General features: G+C 57.6%; 14 protein-coding genes. 5 read left to right on the top strand and 9 right to left on the bottom strand.

All coding sequences use genetic code 11. The features are described from left to right. Window positions 1–439: 439 nt before the first annotated feature. Both INF58_RS11265 and INF58_RS11260 read left to right on the top strand, forming a co-directional pair. Window positions 440–772 carry an RcnB family protein gene (locus INF58_RS11265; RefSeq protein WP_063868328.1) on the top strand — a complete coding sequence of 111 codons (333 nt, stop codon included), beginning with the start codon at window positions 440–442 and terminating at the stop codon, window positions 770–772. Further along, a complete protein-coding gene (locus INF58_RS11260) occupies window positions 723–1,199 on the top strand; it encodes a GNAT family N-acetyltransferase (protein ID WP_193527692.1) in 477 nt (158 codons plus the stop codon). Before INF58_RS11265 ends, INF58_RS11260 begins: the two co-directional genes overlap by 50 nt. Window positions 1,200–1,294: 95 nt before the next feature. On the opposite strand, the gene apbC is transcribed toward INF58_RS11260, so the two are convergent. Further along, window positions 1,295–2,404, bottom strand: a complete 1,110-nt coding sequence (gene apbC / locus INF58_RS11255; protein ID WP_022648674.1) for an iron-sulfur cluster carrier protein ApbC — start codon at window positions 2,402–2,404, stop codon at window positions 1,295–1,297. Between the two features lie 137 nt (window positions 2,405–2,541). Here apbC and metG point away from each other — a divergent pair, with 137 nt between their 5' ends. After that, window positions 2,542–4,575, top strand: coding sequence for a methionine--tRNA ligase (gene metG / locus INF58_RS11250; protein WP_193527691.1), 2,034 nt, complete (start codon window positions 2,542–2,544; stop codon window positions 4,573–4,575). 108 nt (window positions 4,576–4,683) lie between these two features. Here the strand turns inward: metG and INF58_RS11245 are convergent, their stop codons facing one another. The 3 genes from INF58_RS11245 to INF58_RS11235 are packed head-to-tail and all read right to left on the bottom strand — an operon-like array spanning window position 4,684 to window position 7,599. Then, window positions 4,684–5,154, bottom strand: coding sequence for a DUF1456 family protein (locus INF58_RS11245; RefSeq protein ID WP_063450295.1), 471 nt, complete (start codon window positions 5,152–5,154; stop codon window positions 4,684–4,686). 46 nt (window positions 5,155–5,200) lie between these two features. Beyond that, on the bottom strand, window positions 5,201–5,920 hold the full coding sequence (btsR, locus tag INF58_RS11240) for a two-component system response regulator BtsR (RefSeq protein ID WP_193527690.1): 720 nt from the start codon (window positions 5,918–5,920) through the stop codon (window positions 5,201–5,203). Next, window positions 5,914–7,599: a sensor histidine kinase gene (locus INF58_RS11235; RefSeq protein WP_063868324.1), complete on the bottom strand. Its 1,686-nt coding sequence runs from the start codon at window positions 7,597–7,599 to the stop codon at window positions 5,914–5,916. The genes btsR and INF58_RS11235 overlap by 7 nt, the downstream gene beginning before the upstream one ends. Before the next feature lie 218 nt (window positions 7,600–7,817). On the opposite strand from INF58_RS11235, the gene mlrA reads away from it, so the two are divergent. Together mlrA and INF58_RS11225 are read left to right on the top strand one after the other, a co-directional pair. Further along, window positions 7,818–8,558: an HTH-type transcriptional regulator MlrA gene (mlrA, locus tag INF58_RS11230; protein WP_193033429.1), complete on the top strand. Its 741-nt coding sequence runs from the start codon at window positions 7,818–7,820 to the stop codon at window positions 8,556–8,558. Window positions 8,559–8,627: 69 nt separating this feature from the next. Continuing rightward, a complete protein-coding gene (locus tag INF58_RS11225; RefSeq protein WP_017383372.1) occupies window positions 8,628–8,741 on the top strand; it encodes a protein YohO in 114 nt (37 codons plus the stop codon). On the opposite strand, the gene INF58_RS11220 is transcribed toward INF58_RS11225, so the two are convergent. The 5 genes from INF58_RS11220 to bglX all read right to left on the bottom strand — a co-directional run bounded on the left by INF58_RS11220 (window position 8,716) and on the right by bglX (window position 14,901). Continuing rightward, window positions 8,716–9,453, bottom strand: coding sequence for an ABC transporter permease (locus tag INF58_RS11220; RefSeq protein WP_063450299.1), 738 nt, complete (start codon window positions 9,451–9,453; stop codon window positions 8,716–8,718). The genes INF58_RS11225 and INF58_RS11220 overlap by 26 nt on opposite strands. Further along, a complete protein-coding gene (locus INF58_RS11215) occupies window positions 9,437–10,387 on the bottom strand; it encodes an ABC transporter ATP-binding protein (RefSeq protein ID WP_063868321.1) in 951 nt (316 codons plus the stop codon). Before INF58_RS11215 ends, INF58_RS11220 begins: the two co-directional genes overlap by 17 nt. Next, window positions 10,380–11,537 (bottom strand): ABC transporter permease, encoded by a 1,158-nt coding sequence (locus tag INF58_RS11210; protein ID WP_063450301.1) that lies wholly within the window; start codon window positions 11,535–11,537, stop codon window positions 10,380–10,382. Before INF58_RS11210 ends, INF58_RS11215 begins: the two co-directional genes overlap by 8 nt. A gap of 12 nt (window positions 11,538–11,549) precedes the next feature. Continuing rightward, window positions 11,550–12,467, bottom strand: a complete 918-nt coding sequence (locus INF58_RS11205; protein ID WP_063868319.1) for an ABC transporter substrate-binding protein — start codon at window positions 12,465–12,467, stop codon at window positions 11,550–11,552. Between the two features lie 136 nt (window positions 12,468–12,603). Continuing rightward, window positions 12,604–14,901: a beta-glucosidase BglX gene (gene bglX / locus INF58_RS11200; RefSeq protein WP_107533382.1), complete on the bottom strand. Its 2,298-nt coding sequence runs from the start codon at window positions 14,899–14,901 to the stop codon at window positions 12,604–12,606. Window positions 14,902–15,071 lie beyond the last annotated feature (170 nt).

Below are 15,071 nucleotides of genomic sequence, written 5' to 3'. Positions count from 1 at the left end.
TCCCTGTTCGTGGCGAACGCCCGACGGGGCGCAGCCCTGCGCTAACCCACGCTTGAAATAACTGTCTTTTCAAGGGAATACGTAAACGTAATCTAAAAGTGAAGTAACGAATTGCCCGATACGTGGCGGACAATTAATTAAAATATAATCTTCCTGAAAATCTTAAAGCCTGCTGTAAAAAAATGCACGATCTACAGTTTATAAAATTACGGCAACAATGTATTTTCAGAATTAATTCAGCAAAACGATAATTACAATGAATTATTCCCACCAGCATGCATTCATATCAATAATACTCACAACCGCTGGCACTACACAAAACCGTTCACTTTTGTTACATTTTTTTTCAAACACACCCTGTTTTGATACTTAAAATGGGCTGTCTGCCGCACTGTTCCCCGCAGACAAGCGTATCCGTAACGATATCACTGGAGAAAAAATGGCTAAGCGTAAATTGGTGCTTCTGGGTGTATTACTGTCTCTGGCGGGCTCCGCATTCGCAGCCCCGCAAACGGCCGCCGCGCCTTCCGGTATTAAGGCTTATGAAGAGCAGGAGTTCATCGCCGACTTCACCAAATTTAAGATTGGCGATACGGCGCCCGCGCAGTATCAGACGCCTGAGTACACCATCAAACAGTACCAGTTGCGTAACCTTCCCGCGCCGGATGCCGGTACGCACTGGACCTACATGGGCGAGAACTACGTTCTGATTGGCGATGCGGATGGCAAAATCCATAAAGCCTATAACGGAGATATCTTCTATCACCGCTGATACGATGATCCGGCCCTGGCAGGAAGACGATCGGCCGTTTCTGCGCACGCTGTACCTGCATGCACGACGCGCTGCCTGGCCATGGCTGGACGGTTCTGAATGGCAGCTTGAGGATTTTGACGCCGCAACGCGTGACGAGCAGATCTGGGTTGCGATCCACGACGGTCACAGAGTGGGTTTCGCCTCCGTCTGGGTAAACGATAATTTTTTGCACAACCTGTTTGTCGACCCGCAGTATCAACATCTCGGGGTCGGGAGCCGGCTCCTTGAACAGGTTCAGAAGACGTTTACCAGTACAGGCGCGCTGAAGTGTCTGGTGAAGAATGCGTGGGCGGTTGCGTTTTACCAACGCCACGGCTGGCACATTGAGGCGACGGGGGATTCTCCGGATGGAGAGTATTATTTGATGCACTATCGGTTGGGTTAACGTCGGGTGGCGGCTTCACCGGACCCGACCTGCGTGATGGTGCCATTTGTAGGCCGGGTAAGCGAAGCGCCACCCGGCAATTCGACGCGAAGGATTTACACCGCGCGGAAGGCGATCTCGCTTGGGATCACTTCACCCTGCCAGTACAGCTGCGCCGCAACGCGCCCTGCCAGCTGGCGATAGATTTCCGTAAATTCGCTGTCCGGACGGCTGACCACCGTCGGTTTCCCGCTATCGAGATCTTCACGCAGCGTGATGTGCAGCGGCAGTTGCCCAAGCAGCTGCGTGTGGTACTGCGCCGCCAGCTTTTCCGCACCGCCGGTGCCAAAGATGGGCTCGTGATGACCGCAGTTGCTGCAAATGTGCATGCTCATGTTCTCGACGATGCCCAGGACCGGCACCTCCACTTTCTCGAACATGACAATGCCTTTTTTGGCGTCGATCAGGGCGATGTCCTGCGGCGTGGTTACCACCACGGCGCCGGTGACCGGAATGTTCTGCGCCAGCGTCAGCTGGATATCCCCGGTGCCCGGCGGCATGTCCAGCACCAGATAATCAAGGTCAGGCCACATTGTCTCCTGCAACATTTGCAGCAGCGCTTTGCTGGCCATCGGGCCACGCCAGACCATCGCGTTATCGTCCGTCACCAGGTAACCAATGGAGTTGGTCGCCAGCCCGTGCGCCACGATCGGCGCCATGTGGGTACCGTCCGGCGAGGTTGGACGCTGGTTTTCCGCCCCCAGCATGTTTGGAATGGACGGACCGTAGATATCCGCATCCAGAATGCCGACCTTCGCCCCCTCTGCCGCCAGCGCAAGCGCCAGGTTAACGGCGGTTGAGGATTTACCCACCCCACCCTTGCCAGAGCTGACGGCGATGATGTTCTTCACCCCGTTAACGCCCGGCTGATTTTTCACGCGCTTGAGCGTGGCGATGCTGTGGCTCAGCTTCCAGTCAATCGCTTTTGCCCCGGTAATGCGCAGCAGCTCAGAGCTGGTTTGCTCTTTCAGGGCATCAAAAGCGCTGGTCCAGACGAACGGCATCTGTAGCTCGATGTGCAGCGTATCGTCCAGCCATGCGACGTGGTGAAGCGCTTTCAGCGTCGTGAGATTGTGCTTCAGGGTTGGATGCTGAAAATTAGCCAGCGTCCCGGCGACCATTGCTCGTAAGGCTTCCGGTGATTTGGCCTGGGATTGAGAACTCATCCCGACTCCTTTGTTCTTGTGAATAAGACCTTAGGCCAACAAGTTTACCTGAAAGGCCGCGGTTTGTGCTTACTTAATAATGCCCCTTTTGGTAATATCGAAAACCCTTTTCACAGTTAAAAGAAGTAATGCCTACTATGACTCAAGTCGCGAAGAAAATTCTGGTAACGTGCGCCCTGCCGTACGCCAACGGCTCAATCCACCTCGGCCACATGCTGGAGCATATCCAGGCTGATGTCTGGGTCCGTTACCAGCGAATGCGCGGCCACGAGGTGAACTTCATCTGTGCGGACGATGCCCACGGCACGCCGATCATGCTGAAAGCGCAGCAACTGGGGATCTCCCCGGAACAGATGATCGCCGAAATGAGTCAGGAGCATCAGACCGATTTTGCTGGCTTTGACATCAGCTATGACAACTATCACTCCACACACAGCGACGAAAACCGCGAGCTGTCGGAGCTGATCTACACCCGTCTGAAAGAGAATGGTTTCATTAAAAACCGCACCATTTCTCAGCTGTACGATCCGGAAAAAGGCATGTTCCTGCCGGACCGTTTCGTCAAAGGCACCTGCCCGAAATGTAAATCCCCGGACCAGTACGGCGATAACTGCGAAGTGTGCGGCGCGACCTACAGCCCGACCGAGCTTATCGAACCGAAATCCGTGGTTTCCGGCGCGACGCCGGTGATGCGAGACTCCGAGCACTTCTTCTTCGACCTGCCGTCCTTCAGCGAAATGCTGAAGGCGTGGACCCGCAGCGGTGCGTTGCAGGAGCAGGTTGCGAACAAAATGCAGGAGTGGTTCGAGTCCGGTCTGCAACAGTGGGATATCTCCCGCGATGCGCCCTACTTTGGCTTTGAAATCCCGAACGCGCCGGGCAAATATTTCTACGTCTGGCTGGATGCGCCAATCGGCTACATGGGTTCGTTCAAGAACCTGTGTGACAAGCGCGGCGACACCGTAAGCTTCGACGAATACTGGAAGAAAGATTCCGATGCCGAACTGTACCACTTTATCGGCAAAGACATCGTTTACTTCCACAGCCTGTTCTGGCCAGCGATGCTGGAAGGCAGCAACTTCCGCAAGCCGACTAACCTGTTCGTACATGGCTACGTGACGGTGAACGGCGCGAAGATGTCTAAATCTCGCGGGACGTTTATTAAGGCCAGCACCTGGCTGAACCACTTTGACGCGGACAGCCTGCGCTACTACTACACCGCGAAGCTCTCTTCCCGCATCGACGATATCGACCTGAACCTGGAAGATTTCGTCCAGCGCGTGAACGCGGACATCGTCAACAAGGTGGTGAACCTGGCGTCACGTAACGCGGGCTTTATTGCCAAACGCTTTGACGGCGTGCTCTCTGCCGAACTGGCCGATCCTGAACTGTACAAAACCTTCACCGATGCCGCCGCTGCGGTTGGCGAAGCCTGGGAAAGCCGTGAATTCGGTAAAGCCATTCGCGAAATCATGGCGCTGGCAGACGTGGCCAACCGCTATGTGGACGAGCAGGCACCGTGGGTGGTGGCGAAACAGGAAGGCCGCGACGCCGACTTGCAGGCGATCTGCACCATGGGTCTGAACATGTTCCGCGTGCTGATGACCTGGCTGAAGCCGGTTCTGCCGCAGCTATCAGCCCGCGCGGAAGCGTTCCTGAATACCGAACTGACCTGGTATGCCATCCAGCAGCCGCTGCTCGGCCACAAGGTGAACACCTTCAAGGCACTGTATAACCGCATCGAGATGAAGCAGGTTGACGCCCTGGTGGAAGCCTCTAAGGAAGAGGTGAAAGCGGCGGCCGCACCGGTGACCGGCCCGCTGGCTGACGATCCGATTCAGGAGACCATCACCTTTGATGATTTCGCGAAAGTCGACCTGCGCGTGGCGCTGATCGAAAACGCGGAGTTCGTGGAAGGTTCTGACAAACTGCTGCGTCTGACGCTGGATCTGGGCGGTGAGAAGCGTAACGTCTTCTCCGGCATTCGCTCCGCGTATCCTGACCCGCAGGTGCTGATTGGTCGTCAGACCGTGATGGTGGCAAACCTGGCGCCGCGTAAAATGCGCTTCGGCATCTCTGAGGGGATGGTGATGGCAGCAGGCCCGGGCGGAAAAGACATCTTCCTGTTAAGCCCTGACGAAGGCGCGAAGCCGGGTCAGCAGGTGAAATAATAAAAAAGCCGGATGAGAATCCGGCTTTTTTTTGCCCGGCGGCGCTACGCTTGCACAGGCCTACGGGTTATGTAGGCCGGGTAAGGCGAAGCGCCACCCGGCTAAAAATCACGCCTTCGTGCTGTGCATCCGCTGCGTCAACCCACGCAGGAAATAGCGCAGAAACTGATCCCCACACTCGCGGTAATTCTTATGATCCGGCGCGCGCATCATGGCGGTGATTTCCGGCATCGACACGCGAAATTTCTGCTCGGTCACGATCGCCAGGATGTCGTCAGTTTTCAGGGAGAACGCAATACGCAGCTTTTTGAGCACCGTGTTGTTGTTCACCCGACGCTCCAGCGCCAGCTCGGGCGCAGACGCATCTTTGCCGCGTCTGTCGTAGATCAGGCCATTCAGAAAGCCCGACAGAATAATGTCCGGGCAGCGAACAAAGCCCTCTTCATCTTCTTTGGTCATCCAGGTGTCAAAACTGGCGGACGTGGATTCCATATCGGAAAGCGCAAGAATGCGCACCATGTCATTGTTGTTCGCCTTCAGGGTGTAGCGCAGGCTACGAAGAATATCGTTACTTAGCATAGAGCCTTCGAATGTCGATGATGCAATGGCGCGCAGTGTACCAGTTTTACAGGCCAATCGCCTCTTTCAAACTTTTCAGGTAGCGACGGCTGACGGGCACGGTCTGTCCGGCGCGCAGCACCAGCTCGGCCTGGCCGTTATCTTCCAGACGGATCTCCTTCAGGTGCGCCATGTTCACCAGATACTGACGGTGGCAGCGGATCAGCGGCGTGCGGCTTTCCAGCGTGCGCAGCGTCAGCTCGGTAAAGCCTTCGTTGCCTTCGGCACTGGTAACGTACACCCCGCTCAGACGGCTGCTGACAAAGGCAACGTCGTCCATTTGCAGGAGGTAAATCCGGCTGTGTCCGGTGCAGGGGATAAACTTCAGGGGCTGCTGATGGTCCGGCAGGAGCGACACATCCTGTACGGAACGTTCCTGCCGCAAACGGAGCAGAGTCTTTTCGAGCCGTTTCTCCTCAATCGGTTTCAGCAGATAATCGAACGCGTGCTCTTCAAACGCCTTTACGGCGTACTCGTCAAACGCCGTCAGAAAGACGATATAGGGGCGGTGTTCCGGGTCAAGCATGCCGACCATCTCCAGCCCGCTGATGCGCGGCATTTGAATATCGAGAAATACGACGTCCGGACGCAGTTTATGCACCGCGCCGATACCTTCAATCGCATTGGCACATTCACCCACGACCTCAATGTCACTCTGCTCCTGCAACAGGACACGCAGGTTTTCCCGTGCTAACGGCTCATCGTCAACAATCAGCACTCTTAACATGCGTTCTCCTCCAGCGGCAATCGTAAGGTAATTCGGGTAAAGCGGTCTGGCTCACAGGCGACGGTTATTCCGCAGTCGTCCCCGAAATGCGCGCGCAGGCGTTTATCCACCAGGCTCATGCCCAGACCGCCTGACGCAGAGGCTTCATACAGCCCCGCGTTATCTTCAATATCCAGCACCAGATGGTGGTTAAAACGGGACGCGGAAATCACAATCTCCCCCGTGCCCAGCAGCTGCGATGTTCCATGCTTAATGGCATTCTCTACAATCGGTTGCAGGGTAAAAGCGGGAAGATGCTGATACGCCAGCTCGTCCGGGACGGATAACGACACCTGCAAACGTGACTGAAAGCGCGCTTTCTCGATTTGCAGATAGGCGTTTACGTGTTCAATCTCGTCCGCAAGGGTCACGATCTCCGACGGCCGCTTCAGGTTTTTGCGGAAAAACGTCGACAGAAACTGCACCAGCTGCGCGGCCTGATCGCTGTCGCGGCGGATCACCGCCTTCAGCGTGTTGAGCGCGTTAAACAGGAAATGCGGATTCACCTGGGCGTGCAGGAGCTTAATTTCTGACTGCGTCAGCAGCGCTTTTTGCCGTTCATACTGCCCCGCGAGGATTTGCGCCGAAAGCAGCTGGGCGATCCCCTCCCCCAGCGTGCGGTTGATGGAGCTGAACAGGCGATTTTTGGCTTCGTAAAGCTTAATGGTGCCCATCACGCGCTGGTTTTCGCCCCGCAGGGGAATGACCAGCGTCGAGCCAAGTTTACACTGCGGATGCAGGGAACAGCGGTACGGCACTTCATTCCCGTCGGCATACACCACTTCACCCGTTTCAATGGCGCGCAGGGTATAGGCCGAGGAGATAGGTTTACCCGGCAGATGGTGGTCGTCGCCGGTGCCGGTAAACGCCAGCAGCTTTTCGCGATCGGTAATCGCCACGGCCCCGATATCCAGCTCTTTATACAGCACCTGCGCCACCTTCATACTGTTCTCTTCGTTGAATCCCTGGCGCAGGATCCCTTCCGTCGACGCCGCAACTTTTAAGGCGGTGGCAGAAAAAGCCGAGGTGTATTTTTCGAACATGGCGCGTTTGTCGAGCAGAATGCGCATAAACAGCGCCGCGCCTACGGTATTGGTGACCATCATCGGTGCGGCAATGTTGCTGACGAGGTGTAACGCATCGTCAAACGGGCGCGCAATCAGCAGGATGATCGCCATCTGCGCCATTTCCGCCACGAAGGTGATCGCCCCGGCGGTAAAGGGGCTGAACACTTTATCCGGGCGACCGCGCTTAATCATATAGCTGTGGACAAGGCCACCCAGCAGCCCTTCGACGATGGTGGAAATCATGCAGCTCAGCGCCGTCATTCCGCCCATGGAATAGCGATGCAGGCCGCCGGTTAACCCCACCAGACCGCCCACGACCGGGCCACCGAGCAGCCCGCCCATGACCGCGCCGATGGCACGCGTATTGGCGATAGAGTCTTCGATATGGAGACCAAAATAGGTGCCCATAATGCAGAAAATGGAGAAGGTGACGTAGCAGAGCAGCTTGTGCGGTAAACGTACGGTGACCTGCATCAGCGGAATAAACAGGCGCGTTTTGCTCATCAGCCAGGCGATGACCAGGAACACGCACATCTGCTGAAGCAACAGCAGCACCAGATTAAACTCGTACATACTCACAAACCGCATATTCTAAAAACGCGTAACATACACTGAAGGCGTTTAACTTTCTTTGAAACGTGCCATAAAAGCGATAATTCGTGCCCGCCATCACACCTTTTGCCGGAGATAAGCTGTTCCTCCCATAATCTGTACGAAAAAGAATCAAATTTTCCCGGTTCAGCAAAGTGGGTCTACAGTTAAGCTGGGCACGCGCAAGCCTGGGGGCGAAAATGGCGCTTTACACGATAGGTGAAGTGGCACTCCTGTGTGATGTCAATCCCGTTACGCTACGGGCGTGGCAGCGACGGTACGGATTGCTTAAACCGCAAAGAACGGACGGCGGGCACCGCCTGTTTAACGATGCGGACATTGACCGGATCCGCGAGATCAAAAGCTGGATCGACAACGGCGTGCAGGTCGGCAAGGTAAAATCGCTTCTGTGCGAGGACGATCCTGACACCCAGCATATCTGGCGCGAGCGGCAGGAAACGCTGCTGAGGCTATTGCAGACCGGCAATGTGCAGCGTCTGCGCGGCTGGATCAAAGAACAGGGTCGCGACTACCCCGCGCAAACCCTGATCGCCCATCTTTTTATCCCCTTACGGCGTCGGCTCCAGTGTCAGCAAACCACCTTACAGGCGCTGCTCAGCATGCTTGACGGCGTGCTGATTAACTATATTTCCGTCTGTCTTTCCTCGGCGCGGAATAAAAACGGTAAAGACGCGCTGGTGATCGGCTGGAACGTGCACGATACCACCCGGCTGTGGCTCGAAGCCTGGATTGCCACCCAGCAGGGCTGGCGGGTTGATGTCCTTGCCCACTCGCTGGCCCAGCTCAGGCCGGAGCTGTTTGAGGGACAGACGCTGCTGGTCTGGTGCGGCGAAGTCCCCTCCGCTTCGCAGCAGCAGCTCCTGACGGAGTGGCGCGAACACGGTTATCCCGTTTATCCGCTGGGGCCAAATGCGTCGTAAAGGCATTTAATGGTTCATTAACAGCTGCGCTTCACCGTATAATTGTTCCGTTAACAAGAGGAGCACATGATGAAGGCAACGAAACTGGCCGTAATTACCCTTTTTGCACTGATGGCCATCAGCGGTATCGGTGGCGTTATGCTGGCAGGGTATTCCTTTATTGTTCGCGGCGGTGTTGGCTGAGGTATCCAGCCAGGCGTTCAAACAGGCGATCCACCACAATCGCCGCCAGCGCAACCAGCACCGCACCCTGAATAATGTAAGCCGTATTAAATCCGCTTAATCCGATGATGATCGGCGTCCCCAGCGTATTCGCCCCGACCGTCGAGGCGATGGTTGCCGTACCAATGTTGATAATCACGGACGTGCGTACGCCAGCGATAATCACCGGTGCGGCCAGCGGCAGTTCTACCTTAACCAGCCGCTGCCAGGCGCTCATCCCCATCCCTTCCGCTACGCTCAGCACCGATGCCGGCACCGCCGCAATGCCCGCCAGCGTCCCTTGCAGAATGGGCAACACGCCGTACAAAATCAGCGCAATGATGGCAGGCTCCTGCCCAAAACCGATCGCCGGCACGGCAATCGCCAGCACGGCCACCGGCGGGAAGGTCTGCCCCGTTGCGGCGATGGTCTCCACCAGCGGGCGAAACTCCCTGCCCGCTGGCCGCGTCACCGCAATACCGGCGCCAACGCCCAGAACGATGGCAATCACGCTTGACACCGCCACCAGCCAGAAGTGTGCCAGGGTGAGATTAACAAAGCTCTCCTGCTGGTACACCGGACGCGGTAACCCGGGGAAGAGCGTATTAAACAGCGCCGCGCTGTGCGGCATCAGGTAGAGTAAGGCGATAAACAGCCCTGTCAGCCAGAGTAACGGATCACGAACCCACTTCACGCGTCACCTCCCCCGCCAGCAGATCGCGAAAATGGATCGTCCCGCATGGCGTTCCCTGCCCGTCCGCAACGGGTAATACTTCGCACTGCCGGGCGACAAACGCTGACAGAGCATCGCGCAGGCTCATCCCATCGTGCAGCGGTTCACCGTTGACCGGACCATCCTGCGGGCGCATATAGTCTCTGACGGTGCGCAGAGAGAGCAGCCTGACGCCCAGCTCGCTGCGGCCAAAAAACTCACGCACAAAATCGTTTGCCGGCGACGTTAACAGTTCAAGCGGCGTACCCTGCTGGACGACTTCGCCGTGATCCATCAGCACCAGGCGATCGGCCAGCCGCAGCGCCTCGTCAATATCATGCGTCACCAGCACGATCGTGCGCCCAAGAATGCGGTGGATGCGGCTCATCTCGGCCTGAAGCGCGCCGCGGGTGACCGGGTCCAGCGCGCCGAAGGGCTCATCCATCAGCAGCACCTGCGGGTTAGCGGCCAGCGCGCGCGCCACCCCGACCCGCTGCTGCTGCCCGCCGGAAAGCTGGTGCGGATAACGGTCGCGAAGCGACGTGTCCAGGCCCAGCAGCGCCATCAGTTCGTCGACGCGCGCGTTGATTTTCGCCCGGGACCATTTTTCCAGCTGTAGCACGGTGGCAATGTTCTGCGCCACCGTCCAGTGGGGAAACAGGCCGATGGACTGAATGGCGTAGCCCATACGACGCCGCAGCTCCAGCACCGGCAGGCTGCGGATCTCCTCTCCGGCAAAGCGAATCGTCCCGCTGTCGTGTTCCACCAGCCGGTTGATCATCTTCAGCGTCGTGGATTTTCCTGATCCCGACGTCCCGATCAGTACCGAGAACGCCCCTTCGGCAAAGTGCAGATTAAGGTGGCTTGCCGCCGGACGGCCCGCAAAGGTTTTACTGACATCATGAAATTCAATCATTGGCTCTTCTCCCGAGCAGCGCGAGCCACAGGGCAAATAAGGCATCCAGCACGACCGCCAGCGCAATCGTGGGTACGACGCCCAGCAACACCAGATCCAGCGCGCTGCTGAGCAGCCCCTGGAAGACCAGTGCCCCAAAACCGCCCGCACCGATCAGCGCGGCAATCACCGCCATCCCTACGGTTTGCACCGTCACCACCCGCAGGCTGCGCACCAGCAGCGGAAGCGCAAGCGGCAGCTGAATTTTCCAGAAACACTGGCGCGCACTCATCCCCATTGCATGGGCGCTTTCCAGCACGTCGGGCGGGACCTGGCTTAACCCCGCCACCACCCCGCGCACCAGCGGCAATAGCGCATACAGCACAAGGGCGATGAGCGCTGGTGTCAGCCCGGTACCGGCAATGCCCGCCGCAGCCAACGCGGGGAAGGATTTCACCAGACCGGCAAGGGGGGCAATCAGCAGGCCAAACAGGGCAACGGAGGGGATGGTCTGAATCACATTGAGGACGGTAAAGACGGCGCCCTGACGGCTGGGATGCCGGTAGCACCACATGCCCAACGGCACGCCCAGCAGCAGCGCCGGGATCAGCGTCCCGAACAGGATCGTCAGATGTTGCACCAGCGCGTTGTCAAACACCTCCTGGCGGTTGACGTACTCTTTTAATAACGAGAGCTGATTCAGATCGCCGCTGAAGAGGATCAGCAGAGGAATAATCCAGAATTGCGCATTCAGCAGCCAGCGCCAGACGGGCTGCGGCGTCAGACGGCGAATGGCGTCGCTACAGGCCAGCAGGCAGAGCGCCAGCCACAGCCACAGGCCGCTGCCAATCGACGTGCGCGCAAGCGGGCTTTCAACCGAGGCCATCAGCGTTGCCGCCTGCCCTGCGCTCCAGAACAGCACGATAAACAACGCTTCACAGAGAAGCAGCGTCAGCCAGAGTGCTGCACGTCCTGGCGAGAACGATAATACCAGCGCGCTCGCCAGCGCCGCGCCCAGCAGCAGCGGCGTAAACGACCACATCTGCCAGAGCGCGTGCGGTTCGCCCGACACCAGGCGGTTTGGTGCGACATTGACAAAAGGTAACGCGACCGCCGCGATGGCCACACAGGCCAACAGCAGCAGAACGCGGTTATGACATTTTATTGGCACAGCCGTATCCCGTTACTTCACAAGCCCTTGTTGTTTCAGGAAGTCGGCGGCCACTTTTTTGGCATCCAGCCCCTCAACGGCAATGCTGGCATTCAGCTGTTGCAGCGTTTTCGCATCCAGTTTTTCAAACACCGGTTTCAGCCATTTGTCGATATCCGGGTAGGCTTGCAGGACCGCCTCACGCACGACCGGGGTTGGGGCGTAAATCGGCTGAACGCCTTTCGGGTCGGTTAAGGTTTGCAGGCCAAGCGCCGCGACCGGGCCGTCGGTGCCGTAGGCCATCGCCGCGTTGACGCCGGAGGTTTGCTGCGCCGCGGCCTTAATGGTCACCGCCGTGTCGCCGCCCGCCAGGGAGAGCAGCTGCGCCTGATCGAGCTTGAAATCATAGGCTTTTTCAAACGCCGGCAGGGCATCCGCGCGCTCGATAAACTCGGCCGAGGCCGCGAGCTTAAACTCGCCCTTCTCTTTCAGATAGCGGCTGAGATCGTCAAGCGAGGTGAGCTTGCCTTTCTCGGCGATATCTTTGCGCACCGCGATGGTCCAGGTATTGTTAGCGGGTGCCGGCGTGAGCCAGACCAGCCTGTTTTTTTCCGCATCCAGCTTTTTGACTTTTTCGTACCCGGCTTTGGCATTTTTCCAGGCCGGATCGTTTTCATCCTTGAAGAAGAATGCCCCATTGCCGGTGTATTCCGGATAGATATCCAGCTCGCCGGAAGTGATGGCACCGCGCACAACCGGGGTGGTGCCAAGCTGAACTTTATTGATCGTTTTTACGCCGTGACTGTCGAGCACCTGCAAAATGATATTGCCGAGCAACGCGCCTTCGGTATCAATTTTGGAACCCACTTTAACCGGCTCTGCGGCCTGTAGCGGCAGGCTCAGCGCCGCCAGAAGCACCGCCGATCCTGTTATCCCCTTAATCATCGTCATTCTGCTTTCCTCATTATTTTGCGGCCTTTTTCATAGGCTTGAGAGAAAAGCGTAGCTTAAAACAGGGAATTTAACCGTTTTTAATAGAAGTTGAGAGGCATCCCCCGCCGGGCGGGGGATGGGAAGGAAGGTAGGATTATTGCAGTTCGAATTCGGCTTTGTTCACGCGGGCAGAATCCACGCCGATGAAGACGTTAAATTTGCCCGGCTCGGCATCGTACTTCATCTGCTGATTCCAGAACTTCAGCGCATTCACGTCAATCGGGAAGCTGACCGTTTTGGTTTCGCCCGGCTTCAGGTTGACCTTCTCGAATCCGCGCAGCTGTTTCACCGGACGGCTCATGGAGGCCGTAACGTCCTGCACGTACATCTGGATCACCGTCGCGCCTTCGCGCTTGCCGCTGTTGGTCACATCCACGCTGGCGGTCACGCTGCCATCACGCTTCAGGGTCGGGGCCGACATTTTCACGTCAGAGACCGTAAACGTGGTGTAGCTCAGGCCGTAGCCAAACGGATACAGCGGGCCGTTCGCCTCATCGAAATAACGAGATGTGTACTTGTTCGGCTTGTCGGCGTTGTACGGGCGACCGGTGTTCAGGTGGCTGTAGTAAACCGGGATCTGCCCGACGGAGCGTGGGAAGGACATCGGCAGCTTGCCTGACGGGTTGTAATCGCCAAACAGCACGTCGGCGATGGCGTTACCCCCTTCAGTACCGGCGAACCAGGTTTCCAGAATGGCATCAGCCTGCTGGTCTTCTTTCACCAGCGCCAGCGGACGACCGTTCATCAGCACCAGCACCAGCGGCTTGCCGGTGGCTTTCAGGGCCGCGATCAGGTCGCGCTGGCTTTGCGGAATGGTGATGTCGGTACGGCTGGAGGCTTCGTGCGCCATCCCCTGCGCTTCACCCACCACGGCGACCACCACGTCAGACTGCTTCGCGGCGTTTACCGCTTCGTCAATCATCTCCTTCGGCGTGCGCGGATCGACCTTCACCGCTTCCTCATACTGATTAAGGAAGGTAACGATGTCTTTATCGTCGGTGACGTTCGCGCCTTTGGCGTAAACCACTTTTGCGTTATCACCCACGGCGCTCTTAATACCGGTCAGCACCGTCACGGACTGATCGGCCACGCCCGCGGCGGACCAGCTGCCCATCACGTCACGCTTGCTGTCGGCCAGCGGGCCGACCACGGCAATGGTGCCGGATTTTTTCAGCGGCAGCGTCTCGAGACGGTTTTTCAGCAGCACCAGGCTTTCGCGTGCCACTTCGCGGGCTTCTTTGCGGTGCAGGCGGCTTTCGGCATTGGTGTCCGCCGGATCAGACTCCTTCGGCCCCAGGTGGCTGTACGGATCGTTAAACAGCCCCATGTCATATTTCACGTTCAGCACGTGACGCGCGGCATCGTCCAGCTCCGCCATCGTCACCTTGCCGCTCTTCACCAGCCCCGGCAGGTATTTGCTGTAGTACTCGTCGCTCATGCTCATGTTGATGCCGGACTTGAGCGCCACGCGTACCGCATCTTCCGGGTCAGACGCCGTGCCGTGCTTGATCAGCTCTTTAATCGCGCCGTGGTCTGAAACGGTGATGCCCTTAAAGCCCCACTGATCGCGCAGCACGTCTTTCAGCAGCCACGAATCGGAGGTGGCAGGCGTGCCGTTGAGGGAGTTCAGCGCCACCATCACCGCGCCGCTGCCCGCGTCCAGCCCCGCTTTGTACGGCGGCATGTAGTCGTTGAACAGACGCTGGGGGCTCATGTCGACGGTGTTGTACTCTTTGCCGCCCTCCACCGCGCCGTAGGCGGCGAAATGCTTGACGCTGGTCATCACCGAGTAACGATCTGCCGGACTTTTGCCCTGCATCGCTTCCACCATGGTTTTGCCCATCGTGGCGGTTAACCAGGTATCTTCACCAAAGCCTTCCGAGCCGCGGCCCCAGCGCGGATCGCGGGAGACGTCAACCATCGGCGCCCAGGTCATGTTCAGGCCGTCGTCTGCGGCTTCATATGCCGACACGCGCCCGACGGTTTTCACCGCATCAAGATTAAACGAGGAGGCCAGGCCAAGGCTGATCGGGAAGACGGTACGCTGGCCGTGCACCACGTCATAGGCGAAGAAGAGAGGAATTTTCAGGCGGCTGAGCTGCATGACCTGATCCTGCATGGCGCGGATATCCTGACGGGTAACAGTGTTAAAAATCGCTCCGACCTGGCTCTCTTTGATCATCTCGCGGATCGCTTCTTTCGGGTTATCCGGGCCGACGCTGATCAGGCGCAGCTGGCCGATTTTCTCATCGACCGTCATCTTTTTGAGTAAATCCGTGACAAAGGCGTCGCGGGCTTCAGGCGTGAGCGGGTGATTACCAGACAAATCCTCTGCCAGCGCAGGTTGCAGCGCCAGGCTGACGGCAACACCTACAGAACATAGCCATTTCATGTTGTTATTCTCTCTCATCAATAACCGCGGGAAGCACCCGGCCAGACCGTACGAAAATCGCAGTGTGCCACAAACCCGTAAACCCGTGCAGGGTTATTCTCTGATTTTTCTCATGAATACCCGACCGCTTAACGGCTAATCGCGCTATGCTTTACAGCGAGAAATTTGCC

The sequence above is a fragment of the Enterobacter cloacae complex sp. P24RS genome, assembly GCF_014982165.1.
In the GTDB taxonomy this organism is placed as follows: domain Bacteria; phylum Pseudomonadota; class Gammaproteobacteria; order Enterobacterales; family Enterobacteriaceae; genus Enterobacter; species Enterobacter quasihormaechei.
This window is presented reverse-complemented; position numbering and strand designations above follow the sequence as displayed.